This is a genomic window from Aliiruegeria lutimaris, from assembly GCF_900099935.1.
In the GTDB taxonomy this organism is placed as follows: domain Bacteria; phylum Pseudomonadota; class Alphaproteobacteria; order Rhodobacterales; family Rhodobacteraceae; genus Tropicimonas; species Tropicimonas lutimaris.
Genome location: NZ_FNEK01000027.1, coordinates 28,604 through 44,476 on the forward strand (window position 1 = coordinate 28,604; position 15,873 = coordinate 44,476).

Genomic DNA, 15,873 nt, shown 5'->3' on the forward strand with positions numbered 1-15,873 from the left:
TTAGGGGTCCGGATAAAGTTTTCCCTGTTCGCCGAGTCGCGGAGTGAGCGCATGAGAATACTGGTTGTCGAGGACGATCCTAACCTGGGGGCCCTGTGGGGCGATGTCCTCGAGCGAGCCGGTCATGCGATGCTGCTGGTCGATACCGAGGCAGAGGCGCTCAAGTTGCTCCAGAGCACGGCCTATGACCTGGTTGTGCTGGACCTGTGCATGAATGGCTCACAAGCGCTTGGGGTTGCGACCTTGGCCACCTATCGCAACCCGCTGTGCAAAGTGGTGGTCGTGAGCGGTTCGGCGGAGTATTCCCGCAAGACACTGTTTGCCATGTCGCCCGCCGTTGCGGCGGCGATACGGAAACCCGTGGACATCGAGGATCTTGTCGAAGTCTGCAACGCGGTTCAGAGCAACGAGCGCCGCGCGCCTGTTCCATGTCTTGAAAGCGGCTGCGCCGAGTTCCGGCAGTAAACCGCAATCCGATACGGTTGCCCGCGTTACCAAAGGGCCGTTTCGAGCGTTTTCCCAAAAGAAACCCGATGTCTCTCGGGGGATCTTTCCGGAAGAAAGGTCTTTCGCCGCTTACGCAGCCATCGCGGCGGCTTGCCTTGCGATGTCACGCACCATCAGGCTGCTCAGCCCGATATCGGCCAGTTCCTTGTCATTCATCGCGCTCAACTCGTTGAACGTGCGGCGATAGGCTTCGCGGCGGATGCGAACGATTCTGTAGGCTTCGACCATTGCCGAAAACCAGGCTGGGGTGAAGCCACCAGCAACACGGGGCGTTTCGGACACATATGCCATTTCAGGCTCCTTGGGGAATAGTCGGCAACTTGCCGATCGGGTGTCAGGAGCGCTGCATTTCGAGCTTCGCGCTCCGAGGGGAGGATTCACGGGAATGTCCCGTTGTCGTCTCGTCTTTTCACCGGCGGCACGAGGGAGGAGATACGTGCCGCCGCCTGACCGGATCTGCCCAGGGAGGAGGAGGGGCCATCCGATTTCGGTTCACGCCAGATCAGGCGCCGTAGGCGGCCTCGCGAGCGAGGCTCTTGATCATGGAGCGGCTCAGGCCCAGGTCGGCCAGCGCACGGTCCGAGAGGCTGGACAGTTCACAGTAGGTCTGGCGATAGATCTTGCGCTTCTGCAGGTTCACGCGAAGGGCTTCGATCGGGGCAGAGAACCAGCTGGTGGTGCTGTTGGCGGTATAGGTCGTTTCCATTTTCAATCCTTTACTCAGTGCCGCTATCGGCATTTGTCTCATCGCGCTGTTCTAATTGTTAGCGCTATCTTCACTGACTAAGATACGTCGAATTGCTGCGGTTTAAACGCTTGTTTGGGCAATGCTACCATGCAGCATTTGCAATCTGATTTTCATCGGAGGTTCATTTTTCGGCACAAAAGCGGGCGCAAAAAAAGAAATGGCGACGACACCAGGGAGGAGGAGGGTGTCGTCGCCATTTTAATCTACGGTCTTGAGGGAGGAGATAAACCGTAGTCTGGTAAAACTCAGGATTTAAGTGCGGCCTCGCGTGCGATTCCGCGGAACATTGCGCGGCTCAGGCCGAGGTCGGCAAGTTCGCGATCATCGAGCGTGTTCAACTCGTCCATGGTCCGGCGATAGGCGCGGAACTGGCGCAGCTTGGTCAGCCCACCATCGACCATCGCAGAAAACCAGGATGCGTTGACGCCGGTTTCAATACGGGAGGTGTTGGCAGCGATTTCCATTTTCATCTTCCTTCGGATTGTTCGGAACCATTCCGAACCGGGTTTGAGGCGTCCAATCAGTCATTGTTAGCGCTCTCTTGAGCCTCAATTTAGTGAAATGGCGGATTTGGACAATCCGAAGAATGGTCAAAGCCGCTATGCAGTTTTTGCCGTGAGCTATGATGTTAGCGTTAAGCGCTGCTTCGCGCAGGTTAAGCGCAGCTTTCCAATTCGGCTTTGTGCGGTGGAAAATAAAAAAAATGGCGGCGACACCAGGGAGGAGGAGGTGTCGCCGCCGGAATGCAGAAAACCCAGGGAGGAGGACGGGTTTTCTGTAACCATGTGCCGCGCTTTCGCGCGTGCCGGACGAACCGGCTGGAATTAGGTGCGGCGACACCAGGGAGGAGGAAGGTGTCGCCGCGGAACCGAAAGACCCAGGGAGGAGGACGGATCTTCGGAACTCTATGTCGCTGCGCCTCTCAGGCGCGTCGGGCTCGCCCGACCGTGTAAGTTGCGGTGACACCAGGGAGGAGGAGGGTGCCGCCGCCGAAACCATGACCCAGGGAGGAGGAGGGGCTTCCGGTTCCGTATCTCAGCCCTTTCGGGCGGTATCTTGTGGCGGCAACACCAGGGAGGAGGAGGGTGTTGCCGCCGTATCAGAAAACTCAGGGAGGAGGACGGGTTTCTGAAACTCTATCTCGTTACGCCGCTTTCGCAGCCTGCCATGCCAGCGGCCGGATCATGTCCCGGCTGAGGCCCAGCTTGTTCAGTTCCGCATCGGTCAGCGCCGACAGTTCACTCCGGGTTTGGCGGAACTTCCGCGCTTTCCCGAGCCATCCGGTCGCACCGCGCAGTGCGGTGGAGAAACGATTGCCAGATGTGCGGCTGCGCATGACTTGTGCATTCCTTGCCGTTGCCATCTACTCGCTCCTTGCGGGTCCAGCCGCTTGTCTCACCATCCTACTCGAAGCAGGTTTCGTTCGTGTTAGCGCCTGACTTGCGTTCCGTTAGCGCCCTCGTTGAACTTCAAAATAAGGATGGAAACCGTTTGCGCAATCACCGGCAGCCTCAATGCCGCTATGCAGCATTTGCATATGTAGCCCTGACCTTTTAGGGGGCAGATCGCTGCTTTTTTGGGCGAGGCGCGGACGTGACTTGCGCTCGGCAGTGGGGAGATTAGGTGTAACGGTAGGATTTTCGGAAGGTCGGACAGGAAAATGGCTCTAACCCGTGAAGAAGTTGTCAAGGCGCTGAAGGGCGTATCTCTGGAAGATGGTGGCGATTTGGTCTCACGCGACCTCGTGCGTGCGCTCTCTGTCGATTCGAGTGGGAGGGTCAGCTTCGTCATCGAGGCCGAATCCGACCAAATGGCGCGGGCGATGGAGCCGGTTCGGCAGGCCGCCGAGGGTGTCGTGGCCAAGCTCAACGACGTGACATCGGTTTCCGCAGTGCTGACAGCACATTCTGCTCCCCCGGCTGGTGCAGCGCCGGCTGGTTCGCCGCCGAACCTGAAGGTGGGCCGGCATCCCACGGCGCAGCCCGCCGGACCGCAGGACGTTCCGGGCATCGCGGGTATTCTTCTTGTCGGTTCTGGCAAGGGGGGCGTCGGCAAGTCCACGGTTTCGGCGAACCTCGCGGTGGCGCTTGCGCGGCAGGGGCGGCGTGTCGGGCTTCTAGATGCGGATATATATGGTCCGTCTCAGCCGCGGATGATGGGGGCAAGCGGCCGGCCGGCCTCGCCGGATGGCAAAACCATCGTGCCACTGAAGGCGCATGGCGTCACGCTCATGTCCATGGGCTCGCTTCTAAAGGAGGCCGAGGCAGTGATCTGGCGTGGCCCGATGCTCATGGGCGCGCTTCAGCAGATGATGGGGGATGTCGCCTGGGGCGAGCTTGATGTGCTGATCATCGACCTGCCGCCGGGAACCGGCGACGTCCAGCTCACCCTCGGCCAGAAATACCGGACCAGCGGCGCGATCGTCGTCTCGACGCCCCAGGATGTCGCCCTGCTCGATGCGCGCCGCGCGATCGACATGTTCACCAAGCTCAAGGTGCCGATCCTCGGTCTGATCGAGAACATGTCTACTTATATATGTCCTAGCTGCGGACATGAGGCGCATCTGTTCGGTCATGGTGGCGTGGCTGCCGAGGCGCAGGCGATGGATGTGCCCTTCCTCGGGGCACTTCCGCTGGAGCTGGAAACCCGGATCGCGGGCGATTCCGGGGCGCCGGTCGCCTTGGGCGAGGGCCCTGCGGCCGAAGCCTATGCCGCTCTGGCGGCGCGACTCGTCGGCGGCGGCATGGCCTGATCCAGCCCGCATTCGTTGAAAATCAGAACGGGAGGGGGCAACCCCTCCCGTTTTGCGTTTGTCGATGGGAAATCGTGACACCGACCTGTCCCAGGGTTGCGACATGACGAATCGCACTGCCTTGTGCGGCTTGATTCGTATGGGAAATCATGGTCCGAGACGGGATGGACGCGAAAAAACGGGCCGAATTCATGATTTCGGGAGAATTTTCGAGATTTTTTTGTTAACGGCGGTTTGGCATATCTTGTGTCTGAAAGGTCATAAATCGCTATTTGTGCCAAATATGACGTGTTCTTCTGTCCTCTCTAAGCCCCGATTTTCTTCAGGTGGGTGTGTGTGGGGCAAAGTGGGTTGATTTCCATTAAGGTGGGCGGCATAGTGAATTCACACGATGAGGACGGGCAGACAAAAAGGGGCGACAGACCCCGGAACTTCCCAAAGTCAGGTTTCATACAGGCACCCGCTTTTCATCGAAAAAAAGAGATCCGACGCGTGAGCGAGCAGACATCCCCCCAGGTGGCACGCGCGATCGGACGCACCCAGCGATGGGACGAGGGCGGCAGATCAGACAGTGGCAGCAGTCTGATCTGCCGTTTTCGTTAACGGGACGAGAACGAGAGGCAGCAAGGAGCGCTCAAAGTGGCGCGTGTATTCAGAGGTCAGGGCCGTAACAAGGTCGACGCGAAGGGCAGGGTTTCGGTACCCGCCCCGTTTCGTCGTGTTCTGGAAGCCTGTGACCCTGAGTGGAAAGATGGCCTGCAGCCGAACCTCGTCGTGCATTACGGCACCTCCCGCAAGAAATTCCTCGAAGTCTACACGATGGAGGCCGCGGCCGAAGTCGATGCCAAGATCAGCGCCCTCACGCGCGGCTCCAAGGAGCGGCGCATGATGGAAGCCTATTTCAACGCGCAGTCGCACCCGGCGACCGTGGATGACAACGGGCGCCTGCTGTTGCCGCAGAACATTCGCGACATGATCGGGCTGGAAGGGGAAGCGCTTTTCGTCGCCTCCCACGACACGTTCCATATCTGGAACCCGGAGACCTATGATCAGGAAGTCGCCCCGCAGACCGAAGCGATGCTGGACGAACTGCCCGACGATGTCGATCCGCTGACGCTCCTGGAGGGAGGAGGTCTCTGAGCCATGGTTGGTGCTGCCCCTCCGGACAATCCCAATTCGCCGCATGTCTCCGTTTTGATCGATCCGTTGATCAAGGCGGTTTCGCCCGTTTCCGGCACCTGGCTGGACGGCACCTTTGGCGCGGGCGGCTACACGCGGCGCCTGTTCGAGGCGGGGGCCGGGAAAGTGATCGGTGTGGATCGCGACCCGAGCGCGCTCGCGCTGGCCGCGCCCTTGCTGGAGGAATATGGCGACCGGCTGAAACTGGTTCAGGGCAAGTTCTCCGAGCTGGACCAGCATGCCGGGGAGCCGCTCGACGGGATCGTGCTCGATCTCGGCGTGTCTTCGATGCAGCTCGATCAGGCCGAACGCGGGTTTTCCTTCTTGCGCGAGGGGCCGCTGGACATGCGGATGAGCGATCAGGGGCCGTCGGCTGCCGACCTGGTCAACTCTGCCAGCGCGGACGAACTTGCCGACATTCTCTATCACTATGGCGAGGAGCGTGCCTCGCGTCGCATCGCGCGAGCGATTGTCGCCGTGCGGCCGTTCGAGAACACGTTGCAACTGGCAGAGGCCGTCGCCTCCTGCCTTCCGCGCCCGCGTCCGGGGCAGATCCACCCGGCCACCCGTTCCTTCCAGGCGATCCGCATTGCCGTGAATGACGAGTTTGGAGAGCTTATCGCGGGTCTTCAGGCCGCCGAGCGGGCGCTTAAGCCCGGCGGCAAGCTCGCGGTCGTGACCTTCCACTCGCTGGAGGATCGCGTGGTAAAGCGTTTCCTGCAGGCACGTTCCGGCAGCATGGCCCGCACGAACCGCTATGCGCCCGAGGCCGAGGAGCAGGTGGCGCAGTTCAAGCTGATTTCGCGCAAGGCCATCGGGCCGAGTGACGAGGAGATTGCCGCCAACCCGCGTGCGCGCTCCGCCAAGCTGCGCGCCGCGATCCGGACGGATGCTCCCATTACCCCTCTCGACCGCACCGCCATGGGCCTGCCGGGCCCCAAGGATTGGTGGAAGGAGACGCCATGAAGACGTTTTTCTACCTGATGTCCGCGCTTTTCGTCATGGGGTTGGCCTTCTGGGCCTACCAGGAAAACTACCAGACCCAGGCCGCGCTGAAGCAATCGGCCGAGCTCAAAGGTGAAATCGGCGATCTTCGTCAGGAACTGGCGGTGCTGGAAGCCGAATGGGCCTATCTGAACCGGCCCGGGCGATTGGCCGAGCTGGCCGAGATCAATTTCGACACGCTGGGCCTTCTGCCGCTGATGCCGGAGCAATTCGGCTCGCTGGAACAGGTGGCCTTCCCACCGCTGCCCATGCTCGCCATTTCGGATCCGATCGAGGTGCGCGGCCATATCGCCGTTGGAGGACAGTTCCCATGATCCGCACCCCGCTGCGACCGCTCGCCCGCGTCCTGTCGGCGCGCGAAAAGGGCGAGAACCCCGAGGCTATCGAGCAAGAGAACCTTCGCCAGCGCCACGAGGTCATGCGCGACCGGGCGCGCCATCGGGCCGAAGGGCGGCTGTTCCTGCTCGCGCTGTGTTTCTTCTGTGCCTATGCGGTGATCGGAATGCGCATGGGGAGCCTCGCGGCTTCCGAGCCCTCCGAGCCGCGCGCCGCCGCGACCGGTTCCGATATCGTCGCGCAGCGCGCGAACATCGTCGACCGCAACGGGCGTATCCTGGCCACGAACCTGTCCACCCATTCGCTTTATGCCCAGATGCGCGACATGGTGGAGCCGGAGCGCGCCGCGCGTGAACTGGCCACGATTTTCCCCGATCTCGATGCGGACAAGCTCTATGCGGACTTCACCGGCAAGAAGAAATTCCTCTGGATCAAGAAGAAGCTGAGCCCCGAGCAGATGCAGGCCGTGCATGATATCGGCGAACCGGGGTTGCTGTTCGGTCCGCGCGAAATGCGGCTCTATCCCAATGGCAAGCTGGCCGCCCACGTTCTGGGCGGCGCGAGCTTTGGCCGCGAGGGCGTGCATTCGGCCGAGGTGGTCGGCGTGGCAGGCGTCGAGAAGGAGTTCGACACCTGGCTGCGGGACCCGGCCAATAACGGCGCGCCGCTGGAATTGTCGCTGGATCTGACGGTACAGGCCGCCTCGCGCGAGATCCTCGAAGGCGGCATGCGGCTGATGAATGCCAAGGGCGCCAGTTCCGTGCTGATGGATGTGAAGACCGGCGAGATCCTGTCGCTGGTTTCCCTTCCCGATTTCGATCCCAACGACCGTCCCCGCCCTCTTGCCAAGGGCGATGCCGGCGACAGCCCGCTGTTCAACCGCGCTGTGCAGGGCGTCTATGAGCTTGGATCGGTGTTCAAGATCTTCACTGCCGCGCAGGCGATGGATCTGGGTCTGGTCAATCCCGACACGATGATCGAAGCCAATGCGCCGATGAAATGGGGCAAGTTCAAGATCAAGGAATTCCGCAACAAGTCCTACGGCACCATTTCGGTCACCGACGTGATCGTGAATTCCTCCAATGTGGGCACTGCCAAGCTGGCGCTTGCCATCGGTTCGGAGCGGCAGCAGGCATTCCTCGATTCGCTCGGCTTCCTGCAACCGACGCCACTGGAATTGGTCGAAGCGCCCACCGGCAAGCCGCTTGTGCCGCCGCGCTGGACCGAGATTTCGACCATCACGATCTCTTATGGGCATGGGCTCAGCTCCTCGCCGGTGCATCTGGCCGCCGGCTATGCGTCGCTGTTGAACGGCGGTCGGCGGGTGCAGCCGACATTGCTGCGGCAGGACAAGCCACAGAATGGCGAGCGGATCCTTTCCGAAGAGGCCTCCAAGGCCGCGGGCAGCATGCTGCGGCAGGTGGTGACACGCGGCACGGCGAGCTTTGGCGAGGTTCCCGGCTATGCCGTGGGCGGCAAGACCGGCACCGCCGACAAACCCAAGCCCAAGGGCGGCTATTACGACGACAAGGTGATCGCGACCTTTGCCTCGGTCTTTCCCGCACATGATCCCAAATATGTCCTGATCGTCACGCTGGACGAACCGGTGGAGACCTCCGGTACCACGCCGCGCCGCACTGCCGGTTGGACGGCGGTTCCGGTCGCCGCCGAAATGATCCGGCGCGCCGCACCGCTGTTGGGACTGCGCCCCGAGGCCGAACCTGCCCCGGAGGCTGAGGTCGTCCGCGTCGCGCAGCATTGAGCGGTGGACCCCGCTTCTAAAACGGAGGAAAAGGGGCCCCAACATGGCGGGGCAGGTGTCCCCCGCGGCAACAAGGGGTGGGCAGGAATGAGCGAGATTGCGACGAAATCCCTGGCCGAGCTGGGGCTCACCGCGCAGGGCGGAGCGGAGGCGCGGATCACCGGGCTCGCCGTCGATAGTCGCGAGGTGACCCAAGGGGCGTTGTTCGCGGCGCTGCCGGGCACGCGCGTTCATGGCGGCGAGTTCATTCAATATGCGCTGCGGCAGGGGGCGGGTGCGATCCTGACCGATGCCGAGGGTGCGCGCATTGCCGAGGCCGAGTTGGCCGCCAACCCGGTCGCTGTTGTGGTGGTCGAGGATCCGCGCGCTGCGCTGGCGGGCGCTGCTGCGCTCTGGTTTGCCGCCCAGCCCGAGGTGATGGTCGCCGTGACCGGCACCAATGGCAAAACCTCGGTCGCCAGTTTCACCCGCCAGATCTGGAGCAATCTCGGCCTCGCGGCTGTCAATCTCGGCACTACCGGCGTCGAGGGCGCCTGGGAGGCGCCGCTGCGCCACACAACCCCCGAGCCGATCACGCTGCATCGCGCGCTGGCCGAGGCCGCCGCGAACGGGGTGACCCATGCCGCGATGGAAGCCTCCTCGCACGGGCTGGCACAGAAACGGCTCGACGGGGTGCGGCTGGCTGCGGCGGGCTTCACCAACCTCACGCAGGACCATCTCGATTATCACGCGGATTTCGAAGAATATTTCGCCGCCAAGGCAGGGCTCTTCAACCGCGTGATGGGCGATGACGGCATCGCCGTGATCCAGATGGACAGCGCCTATGGCGCGCGCATGGCCGGGGTGGCTGAATCCGTCGGGCAGGAGGTCATCCGGGTCGGGCGCGGCGAAGGGAACCATCTGCGTATCTTCGGGCTGCGTTTCGACAGCACCGGGCAGGATCTGCGTTTCGCCTGGAATGGTGCCGTCCAGCAGGTGCGGTTGAAACTGATTGGCGGGTTCCAGTCCGAAAATGTGATGATCGCCGCCGGGCTGGCCATTGCTGCCGGGAGCGATCCGGCGGATGTGTTCGGCGTGCTGCCGCAGCTTGTCGGGGTGCGTGGCCGGATGGAGCTTGCCGCCACGCGGGATAACGGCGCACCGGTTTTCGTCGATTACGCCCACACGCCCGATGCGCTCTCTACCGCGCTCAAGGCGCTGCGCCCGCACGTGATGGGGCGCATCGTCTGTGTATTTGGCGCTGGCGGCGACCGGGATACCGGCAAGCGCATCCTGATGGGGCAGGCCGTGGCCGAGAATGCCGATGTCGCCATCGTGACCGACGACAATCCCCGTTCCGAAGATCCGGCGGACATTCGGGCGATGGTCAAGGCGGGGTGCCCGGAAGCGACCGAAGTGGGCGACCGTGCCGAGGCGATCCTGCGCGGCGTCGATGCGCTCGGCCCCGGCGACGCGCTGCTTGTCGCGGGCAAGGGGCACGAGACGGGCCAGACCGTCGGCGATGTCGTCTACCCCTTTGACGATGTGGAGCAGGCCTCGGTCGCCGTGGCCGCATTGGACGGACATCTGACATGAGCAACATACTCTGGACTTCCGAAGCCGCCGCCGCCGCAACCGGCGGGCGCATCACCAAGGACTGGCAGGCCAGTTCGGTTTCCATCGACACCCGCACGCTCGCGCCGGGTGCGCTTTTCGTTGCGCTCAAGGATGTGCGCGACGGGCATGATTTCGTGGCGCAGGCACTGGAGAAAGGTGCCGCGGCGGCGCTGGTCAACCGCATTCCCGAGGGGGTAGCCGAGGATGCGCCGCTCCTGATCGTCGAGGATGTTCTAGCCGGGCTGGAGGCGCTTGGCGCCGCCGCGCGGGCTCGCACACGTGCGAAGGTGATCGGTGTCACGGGATCTGTTGGCAAGACCTCGACCAAGGAAATGCTGCGCGCCATCCTCGGGGGGCAGGGCAAGGTCCATGCCGCCGAGAAGAGCTACAACAACCACTGGGGCGTTCCTCTGACGCTTGCCCGCATGCCGGCCGATGCCGATTACGCGGTGATCGAAATTGGCATGAACCACCCCGGAGAGATTGCCCCGCTTGCGCGCCTGGCCGATCTGGACGCGGCGCTGGTGACCATCGTCGCGCCGGCGCACCTGGAAGCTTTCGAGAATATCGAGGGGATCGCCCGCGAGAAGGCCTCGATCCTGGAAGGGCTGCGCCCGGGTGGACCGGCGGTGCTCAACGCCGATGTGCCGACCGCCGATATCCTGTTTCAGGCCGCGCGGGCGCATGGCGCCAGTATCATCGGTTTCGGGGAAACAGGTGCGCAGGCGCGCCTGATCGAAGTGCTGCTTCAGGAGGGCATGACGATCGCCAAGGCCCGGATGACCGGGCCGGACGGGAAATCCCACCCGGTCATGTTCAAGCTGCAATCGCCGGGACGGCATTTCGCCATGAACGGTCTGGGCGCACTGGCCGCCGCTACCGCCGTTGGAGCGGATCTGGCCATTGCGGCACATGACCTCGCGCTGTGGAAACCTTATGAGGGCCGGGGCGCGCGTGAAGTCATTTCGTTCGATATCGTCGACGAGACAGCCCGTTTCGAGCTGATAGACGATTCCTACAATGCCAACCCGGCTTCCGTCGGCGCGGCGCTGGCCACGCTGGCGGCATCAGAGCCGCGCGGGCGCCGGATCGCCATTCTGGGTGATATGCTAGAGCTTGGCCCGCAGGAAGCGGACTTGCATGCCGCGCTGGCCGATCTTCCGGCGATGGAGGCGGTTGACGTGGTGCATTGCGTCGGCGAACGCATGCAGGCTCTATACGAGTCGTTGCCCAAGGCTCAGCAGGGCCTGTGCTGCGACACCAGCGCCAAGATGGCCGAACGGGTTCGAACGGTGGTCGCTCCCGGCGATATCGTGCTGATCAAGGGGTCGCTGGGCATACGGCTTGCGCGTGTCGTTGACGCGGTTCGCAAACTGGGTCAATCGGTGGCCGAATAATAAGAAGGGGCAGGGCGGATGCTCTACTGGCTGACAAATTTCTCGGATGGCGGTGATTTCTTCAACCTGTTCCGCTATATCACCTTCCGCACTGGCGGCGCGTTCTTCACCGCGCTGATCTTCGGGTTCCTCTTCGGCCGTCCGTTGATCGACCTGCTGCGACGCAAGCAGGGCAAGGGACAGCCCATCCGCGAAGACGGGCCCGAGGGCCATTTCGTCAAGGCCGGTACGCCCACTATGGGCGGGGTGCTGATCCTGGGCGCGCTCGTATTCTCGACCCTGCTCTGGGCGCGACTGGACAACCCGTATGTCTGGGTCGTGCTCTTCGTGACCATGGGGTTCGGGGCCATCGGGTTTGCAGACGACTATGCCAAGGTGTCCAAGAACAACACGGCCGGCGTTCCGGGGCGGGTACGTCTCGGGCTCGGCTTCCTGATCGCGGCACTGGCCAGCGGGCTGGCGGCGTGGATGCATCCGGCGGAACTGACCAACCAGCTCGCGCTGCCCGTGTTCAAGGACGTGCTGATCAACCTGAGCTTCCTCTTCATCCCCTTCGCCATGATCGTGATCGTGGGCGCGGCCAATGCGGTGAACCTGACCGATGGGCTGGACGGGCTGGCGATCATGCCGGTGATGATCGCTGCCGGCACGCTGGGGATCATCGCCTATTTCGTTGGCCGTTCGGACTATACCGAATACCTCGGCCTGCATTACGTGCCCGGCACCGGTGAGTTGATCGTCTTCGTGGCGAGTTTGATCGGCGGTGGCTTGGGATTCCTTTGGTATAACGCTCCGCCTGCGGCGGTGTTCATGGGCGATACCGGCTCGCTGGCTCTTGGCGGGGCATTGGGCGCTATCGCCGTATCCACCAAGCACGAGATCGTGCTGGCCATTGTCGGCGGGCTGTTCGTGGTCGAGGCGCTGTCGGTCATCATTCAGGTCGCCTATTTCAAGCGCACCGGGAAGAGGGTTTTCCTGATGGCGCCGATCCATCATCATTTCGAGAAGCGCGGCTGGGCGGAGCCGCAGATCGTCATCCGTTTCTGGATCATCTCGCTGATCCTGGGCCTGATCGGCCTGGCGACGCTGAAGATCCGCTGAAGCGACAATCCGAGGGGAACAGCCATGGCCAGGGCCGCTCTGGTAACCGGTGGAAACCGTGGCATCGGTCGCGCTATCGCGGCCGGGCTCGTTGCGCAGGGGTGCGAGGTGACCATCACCGCGCGGGATCGCGGTGAGGGGGAAGAGGCCGCGGCGGCACTCGGTTGCAACTGGGCCTTGGCCGATCTGCTGGAACCGGACACGCTGCGCCAGTTCGATGGCGCGGAGTTCGACATCCTGGTCAACAATGCCGGCATCCTGCCGCAGGGAAGCCTGCTGGAGAACCCGGCCGGCTATTTCGACGCGATGGCGGTCATGGTCGATGCGCCCTTTCGGCTTGTTCTGTCGCTGGCGCCCGGGATGATCGCGCGCGGCTATGGGCGGATCGTCAACATGTCCTCGGGATGGGGCGCCTTTGCAGAAGGTCTCGGCGGGCCGAACGCCTATGGCATCGCCAAGGCGGCGCTGAATGCGCAGACGAAAGCACTGGCGCGCGACCTTCCCGATTGCGTGAAGATCAATACCATGTGCCCTGGCTGGGTACGCACGCGCATGGGCGGCGAAGGGGCCAATCTCAGCGCCGAAGAGGGGGCCGACACGGCGATCTGGCTGGCGACATTGCCGGAGGATGGCCCCACGGGCGGTTTCTTCCGGCGCCGCAAGGAGATCGCGTGGTAACCGGTGCCGCCCTTGATCGCCACCCGCGCGCGCTTGCGCGCGCCGCCGCCCGTCGGGCTCCGCCCGCGGGCAAGCCCCCCTTTACGACAGGAGACAGGCCATGATCCCGGTTCGCGGAGTTGAAGGACAGAATATCGCAATCCTGGGCCTGGGACGCTCCGGCCTTGCCGCGGCGCGCGCCGTGCAGGCAGGGGGCGGAAACCCGGTCTGCTGGGATGACGGCGCGGCTGGACGGGAACGCGCGGAGGCCGAAGGGTTTGAAATTCGTGATATAGGCCGGGCCGGGGCACTGGACGATGTTTCGCTGCTGGTAACGTCGCCCGGCATCCCGCATCTCTATCCCGCTCCGCACCGGGCGATCGCCGCCGCACTGGAGGTTGGCGTGCCGGTGGACAATGATATCGGCCTGTTCTTCCGCTCGCTGGCTACTTCGGACTGGGACCAGTTCGAGACGATCCCGAAAGTGGTGGCGGTGACTGGCTCCAACGGCAAGTCGACCACCTCGGCGCTGATCGCGCATTTGCTGGCCGAGGCTGGTCGGTCTGTGCAGCTTGCCGGCAATATCGGCCGGGGCGTGCTCGATATCGACCCGCCAGAAGATGGCGGTGTCGTGGTTATCGAACTCAGCTCCTACCAGACGGATCTGGCGCGATCGTTGACGCCTGATGTGGCGGTCTTCACCAATCTGTCGCCGGACCATCTTGATCGACATGGCGGCTACGGCGGCTATTTCGCGGCCAAGCGGCGGTTGTTGGCTGAAGGCGGTCCGGACCGGGCAGTGATCGGCGTAGACGAGCCCGAGGGGCTGTTCCTGGCCGGTCAGCTTTCCGAGGGGCCGGCGGATGATCGGGTGATCCGGGTGTCGTCCGGGCGTAAGCTGCAAGGGCCGGGATGGTCCGTTTTCGCCCGCAAGGGGTTCCTTTCGGAGTATCGCAAAGGGCGGCAGGTGGCCTCGATCGACCTTCGGCAAGTGAAGGGCCTGCCGGGGGCGCATAACCACCAGAATGCCTGCGCGGCTTACGCGGTTGCGCGCACGCTCGGGATCGCGCCGCGCGTGATCGAGGCGGGACTGCATTCCTACCAGGGCCTTCCACATCGCAGCCAGGTGGTGGGCGAGAAGGACGGCGTTGTTTACGTCAACGATTCCAAGGCGACGAATGTCGACTCCGCCGCGCAGGCGCTGCAGGCATTCGACCGGATCCGCTGGATCTGTGGTGGGCTGGAAAAGGAAGGCGGGCTAGAGGCGTTGCACCCGCATCTGGGAAATGTCGCCAAGGCCTATGTGATCGGTCGCGAGGCGGAGCATTTCGCGCTCGGGCTGGGCGACGGGGTGGAATGCGAGATCTGTGGCACCATGGAAGCGGCCGTGGCGCGCGCCATGGCCGAGGCGCAACCGGGCGAGACCGTGCTGCTGGCGCCGGCAGCGGCGAGTTTCGACCAGTATGACAGCTTCGAGAAACGTGGCGAGGATTTCATGGCGCGGGTTCGGGCCGCGCTCGACGTATAAGGGCGGGCGAACAAACGGCGCGCCTGCGGCGCATTCTATCTTAGCGCTTCGGGCCGTTGCTGCGTGTTGAGGCGGAGCGCCTCAGGTTGAGGCGATCGCCTGACCTGCGGCCCAGCCAGACGACCAGGCCCATTGGAAATTGTAGCCGCCGAGCCAGCCTGTCACGTCGACCGCTTCACCGATGAAATAGAGGCCGGGCAGGGCGTTGGCTTCCATCGTGCGGGAAGAGAGTGCGGCGGTGTCGATGCCGCCCAGCGTAACCTCGGCCGTTCGGTAGCCCTCGCTGCCGGTCGGGGTCAGTCGCCAATCGGTAAGCTGTGAAACGAGGATTTGCAGGGACCTGTCGGACTGGTCGGCAAGATTGCCGACAAGCCCGCTCTCCTCCACCATCTTTCGCGCAAGCCTTGTTGGAAGATACTCCCCCAAGACGGTTTGCAGCGCCTTTCGTCCCTCTGTCTGCCGGTGGGATTGCAGAAGAGCGAGGAAATCCTGGTCCGGCAGCAGGTGGACCGACAATGCGTCCCCTTCGCGCCAAAACGAGGAGATCTGCAGGATCGAGGGGCCGGAGAGGCCGCGATGGGTGAAAAGCAGACCTTCGCGGAAACGCGTGCCGTTGCAGATGATCTCGGCCTCGACCGACAGGCCGGCCAGTGGCGTCAGCCCTTCCAGTGTGCTTCCGCCGAATGTGAGTGGCACGAGGGCGGGGCGGGTTTCGGTCACGGGCAGACCGAAGCGCTCCGCGATCCGATAGGCAAGGCCTGTCGCGCCCATCTTGGGGATGGATTTGCCGCCCGTGGCCACGACCAGCGCGCGGGCTTCGACGGTGGTTACCCTGCCAGCGCGGGTCAGTTGCACCCGGAAACGCCCGTCGGAATGGGTGATTTCGCCGATCTGTGTCTCCAGCCAGATCTCGGCCCCGGCCTTGGCGGCTTCGGACAGAAGCATGGCGATGATCTCCTTGGCGGAGCCGTCACAGAACAATTGTCCGAGCGTCTTTTCGTGCCATGCGATCTTGTGGCGCCCGACGAGATCCAGAAAATCCCACTGAGTGTAGCGGCTCAGCGCCGATTTGCAGAAATGCGGGTTGGCCGAGAGGTAGTTTTCCGGGCCGGCATGGAGGTTGGTAAAGTTGCACCTCCCGCCGCCAGAGATACGGATCTTCTCGCCAGCTGCCCTCGCGTGATCCACCACGAGACAGCGCCCGCCAGCATGGGCGGCGCACATGAGCCCTGCGGCTCCGGCTCCGAGGATCAGGGTGTCTAGCTTCATACCCCGGCACCTGCCGCCCCTCCGCGGCGGGGTCAA

Annotated in this window: 17 protein-coding genes; 12 read left to right on the forward strand and 5 right to left on the reverse strand. The window is 63.4% G+C overall.

Annotation, left to right across the window (positions count from 1 at the left end; all coding sequences use genetic code 11):
- Positions 1-51: 51 nt before the first annotated feature.
- Entirely contained in the window at positions 52-465 is a 414-nt protein-coding gene (locus tag BLR85_RS13965; protein WP_093157049.1) for a response regulator, read from the forward strand.
- A 111-nt stretch (positions 466-576) separates the two neighbouring features.
- Here BLR85_RS13965 and BLR85_RS13970 read toward each other — a convergent pair whose 3' ends face one another.
- The 3 genes from BLR85_RS13970 to BLR85_RS13980 all read right to left on the reverse strand — a co-directional run bounded on the left by BLR85_RS13970 (position 577) and on the right by BLR85_RS13980 (position 1,719).
- Entirely contained in the window at positions 577-798 is a 222-nt protein-coding gene (locus BLR85_RS13970) for a DUF1127 domain-containing protein (RefSeq protein WP_093157052.1), read from the reverse strand.
- Positions 799-1,009: 211 nt separating this feature from the next.
- A complete protein-coding gene (locus BLR85_RS13975; RefSeq protein ID WP_093157055.1) occupies positions 1,010-1,213 on the reverse strand; it encodes a DUF1127 domain-containing protein in 204 nt (67 codons plus the stop codon).
- A 287-nt stretch (positions 1,214-1,500) separates the two neighbouring features.
- Positions 1,501-1,719 (reverse strand): DUF1127 domain-containing protein, encoded by a 219-nt coding sequence (locus BLR85_RS13980; protein WP_244520730.1) that lies wholly within the window; start codon positions 1,717-1,719, stop codon positions 1,501-1,503.
- 97 nt (positions 1,720-1,816) lie between these two features.
- Here BLR85_RS13980 and BLR85_RS28510 point away from each other — a divergent pair, with 97 nt between their 5' ends.
- A complete protein-coding gene (locus tag BLR85_RS28510) occupies positions 1,817-2,083 on the forward strand; it encodes a hypothetical protein (RefSeq protein WP_139188392.1) in 267 nt (88 codons plus the stop codon).
- 316 nt (positions 2,084-2,399) lie between these two features.
- Here the strand turns inward: BLR85_RS28510 and BLR85_RS13985 are convergent, their stop codons facing one another.
- A complete protein-coding gene (locus BLR85_RS13985) occupies positions 2,400-2,618 on the reverse strand; it encodes a DUF1127 domain-containing protein (RefSeq protein WP_244520731.1) in 219 nt (72 codons plus the stop codon).
- A gap of 297 nt (positions 2,619-2,915) precedes the next feature.
- Between BLR85_RS13985 and BLR85_RS13990 the strand changes: the two genes are divergently transcribed.
- The 10 genes from BLR85_RS13990 (at position 2,916) to murD (ending at position 14,568) form a co-directional block, all read left to right on the forward strand.
- Positions 2,916-4,007, forward strand: coding sequence for an Mrp/NBP35 family ATP-binding protein (locus BLR85_RS13990; protein WP_093157061.1), 1,092 nt, complete (start codon positions 2,916-2,918; stop codon positions 4,005-4,007).
- Positions 4,008-4,646: 639 nt separating this feature from the next.
- The gene (gene mraZ / locus BLR85_RS13995; protein ID WP_093157063.1) at positions 4,647-5,147 is read left to right on the forward strand and encodes a division/cell wall cluster transcriptional repressor MraZ; all 501 of its coding nucleotides are present in this window, start codon (positions 4,647-4,649) and stop codon (positions 5,145-5,147) included.
- Positions 5,148-5,150: 3 nt separating this feature from the next.
- Positions 5,151-6,152 carry a 16S rRNA (cytosine(1402)-N(4))-methyltransferase RsmH gene (gene rsmH / locus BLR85_RS14000; protein ID WP_093157066.1) on the forward strand — a complete coding sequence of 334 codons (1,002 nt, stop codon included), beginning with the start codon at positions 5,151-5,153 and terminating at the stop codon, positions 6,150-6,152.
- Complete coding sequence (gene ftsL / locus BLR85_RS14005) at positions 6,149-6,505, forward strand: cell division protein FtsL (protein ID WP_093157068.1); 357 nt, start codon at positions 6,149-6,151, stop codon at positions 6,503-6,505. The genes rsmH and ftsL overlap by 4 nt, the downstream gene beginning before the upstream one ends.
- The gene (locus BLR85_RS14010; protein ID WP_093157071.1) at positions 6,502-8,289 is read left to right on the forward strand and encodes a peptidoglycan D,D-transpeptidase FtsI family protein; all 1,788 of its coding nucleotides are present in this window, start codon (positions 6,502-6,504) and stop codon (positions 8,287-8,289) included. The genes ftsL and BLR85_RS14010 overlap by 4 nt, the downstream gene beginning before the upstream one ends.
- A gap of 87 nt (positions 8,290-8,376) precedes the next feature.
- A complete protein-coding gene (locus BLR85_RS14015) occupies positions 8,377-9,864 on the forward strand; it encodes a UDP-N-acetylmuramoyl-L-alanyl-D-glutamate--2,6-diaminopimelate ligase (RefSeq protein WP_093157073.1) in 1,488 nt (495 codons plus the stop codon).
- Positions 9,861-11,282 carry a UDP-N-acetylmuramoyl-tripeptide--D-alanyl-D-alanine ligase gene (locus tag BLR85_RS14020; protein WP_093157076.1) on the forward strand — a complete coding sequence of 474 codons (1,422 nt, stop codon included), beginning with the start codon at positions 9,861-9,863 and terminating at the stop codon, positions 11,280-11,282. The genes BLR85_RS14015 and BLR85_RS14020 overlap by 4 nt, the downstream gene beginning before the upstream one ends.
- A gap of 18 nt (positions 11,283-11,300) precedes the next feature.
- Positions 11,301-12,383 (forward strand): phospho-N-acetylmuramoyl-pentapeptide-transferase, encoded by a 1,083-nt coding sequence (mraY, locus tag BLR85_RS14025; RefSeq protein ID WP_093157079.1) that lies wholly within the window; start codon positions 11,301-11,303, stop codon positions 12,381-12,383.
- Positions 12,384-12,407: 24 nt separating this feature from the next.
- Entirely contained in the window at positions 12,408-13,061 is a 654-nt protein-coding gene (locus BLR85_RS14030) for an SDR family NAD(P)-dependent oxidoreductase (protein WP_093157082.1), read from the forward strand.
- A gap of 100 nt (positions 13,062-13,161) precedes the next feature.
- The gene (gene murD / locus BLR85_RS14035) at positions 13,162-14,568 is read left to right on the forward strand and encodes a UDP-N-acetylmuramoyl-L-alanine--D-glutamate ligase (RefSeq protein ID WP_093157085.1); all 1,407 of its coding nucleotides are present in this window, start codon (positions 13,162-13,164) and stop codon (positions 14,566-14,568) included.
- An 81-nt stretch (positions 14,569-14,649) separates the two neighbouring features.
- Here the strand turns inward: murD and BLR85_RS14040 are convergent, their stop codons facing one another.
- Positions 14,650-15,837 (reverse strand): BaiN/RdsA family NAD(P)/FAD-dependent oxidoreductase, encoded by a 1,188-nt coding sequence (locus tag BLR85_RS14040; protein ID WP_093157088.1) that lies wholly within the window; start codon positions 15,835-15,837, stop codon positions 14,650-14,652.
- Between the last annotated feature and the right edge of the window lie 36 nt (positions 15,838-15,873).

Coding starts and splice junctions, on each gene's coding strand:
- ftsL (WP_093157068.1), top strand. CDS start 6,149: ATGAAGACGTTTTTCTACCTGATGTCCGCGCTTTTCGTCATGGGGTTG.
- BLR85_RS14010 (WP_093157071.1), top strand. CDS start 6,502: ATGATCCGCACCCCGCTGCGACCGCTCGCCCGCGTCCTGTCGGCGCGC.
- BLR85_RS14020 (WP_093157076.1), top strand. CDS start 9,861: ATGAGCAACATACTCTGGACTTCCGAAGCCGCCGCCGCCGCAACCGGC.
- BLR85_RS13980 (WP_244520730.1), bottom strand. CDS start 1,719: ATGGAAATCGCTGCCAACACCTCCCGTATTGAAACCGGCGTCAACGCA.
- BLR85_RS13965 (WP_093157049.1), top strand. CDS start 52: ATGAGAATACTGGTTGTCGAGGACGATCCTAACCTGGGGGCCCTGTGG.
- rsmH (WP_093157066.1), top strand. CDS start 5,151: ATGGTTGGTGCTGCCCCTCCGGACAATCCCAATTCGCCGCATGTCTCC.
- BLR85_RS14015 (WP_093157073.1), top strand. CDS start 8,377: ATGAGCGAGATTGCGACGAAATCCCTGGCCGAGCTGGGGCTCACCGCG.
- BLR85_RS13985 (WP_244520731.1), bottom strand. CDS start 2,618: ATGGCAACGGCAAGGAATGCACAAGTCATGCGCAGCCGCACATCTGGC.
- mraY (WP_093157079.1), top strand. CDS start 11,301: ATGCTCTACTGGCTGACAAATTTCTCGGATGGCGGTGATTTCTTCAAC.
- BLR85_RS13975 (WP_093157055.1), bottom strand. CDS start 1,213: ATGGAAACGACCTATACCGCCAACAGCACCACCAGCTGGTTCTCTGCC.
- BLR85_RS14040 (WP_093157088.1), bottom strand. CDS start 15,837: ATGAAGCTAGACACCCTGATCCTCGGAGCCGGAGCCGCAGGGCTCATG.
- BLR85_RS14030 (WP_093157082.1), top strand. CDS start 12,408: ATGGCCAGGGCCGCTCTGGTAACCGGTGGAAACCGTGGCATCGGTCGC.
- BLR85_RS13970 (WP_093157052.1), bottom strand. CDS start 798: ATGGCATATGTGTCCGAAACGCCCCGTGTTGCTGGTGGCTTCACCCCA.
- BLR85_RS28510 (WP_139188392.1), top strand. CDS start 1,817: ATGGCGGATTTGGACAATCCGAAGAATGGTCAAAGCCGCTATGCAGTT.
- BLR85_RS13990 (WP_093157061.1), top strand. CDS start 2,916: ATGGCTCTAACCCGTGAAGAAGTTGTCAAGGCGCTGAAGGGCGTATCT.
- murD (WP_093157085.1), top strand. CDS start 13,162: ATGATCCCGGTTCGCGGAGTTGAAGGACAGAATATCGCAATCCTGGGC.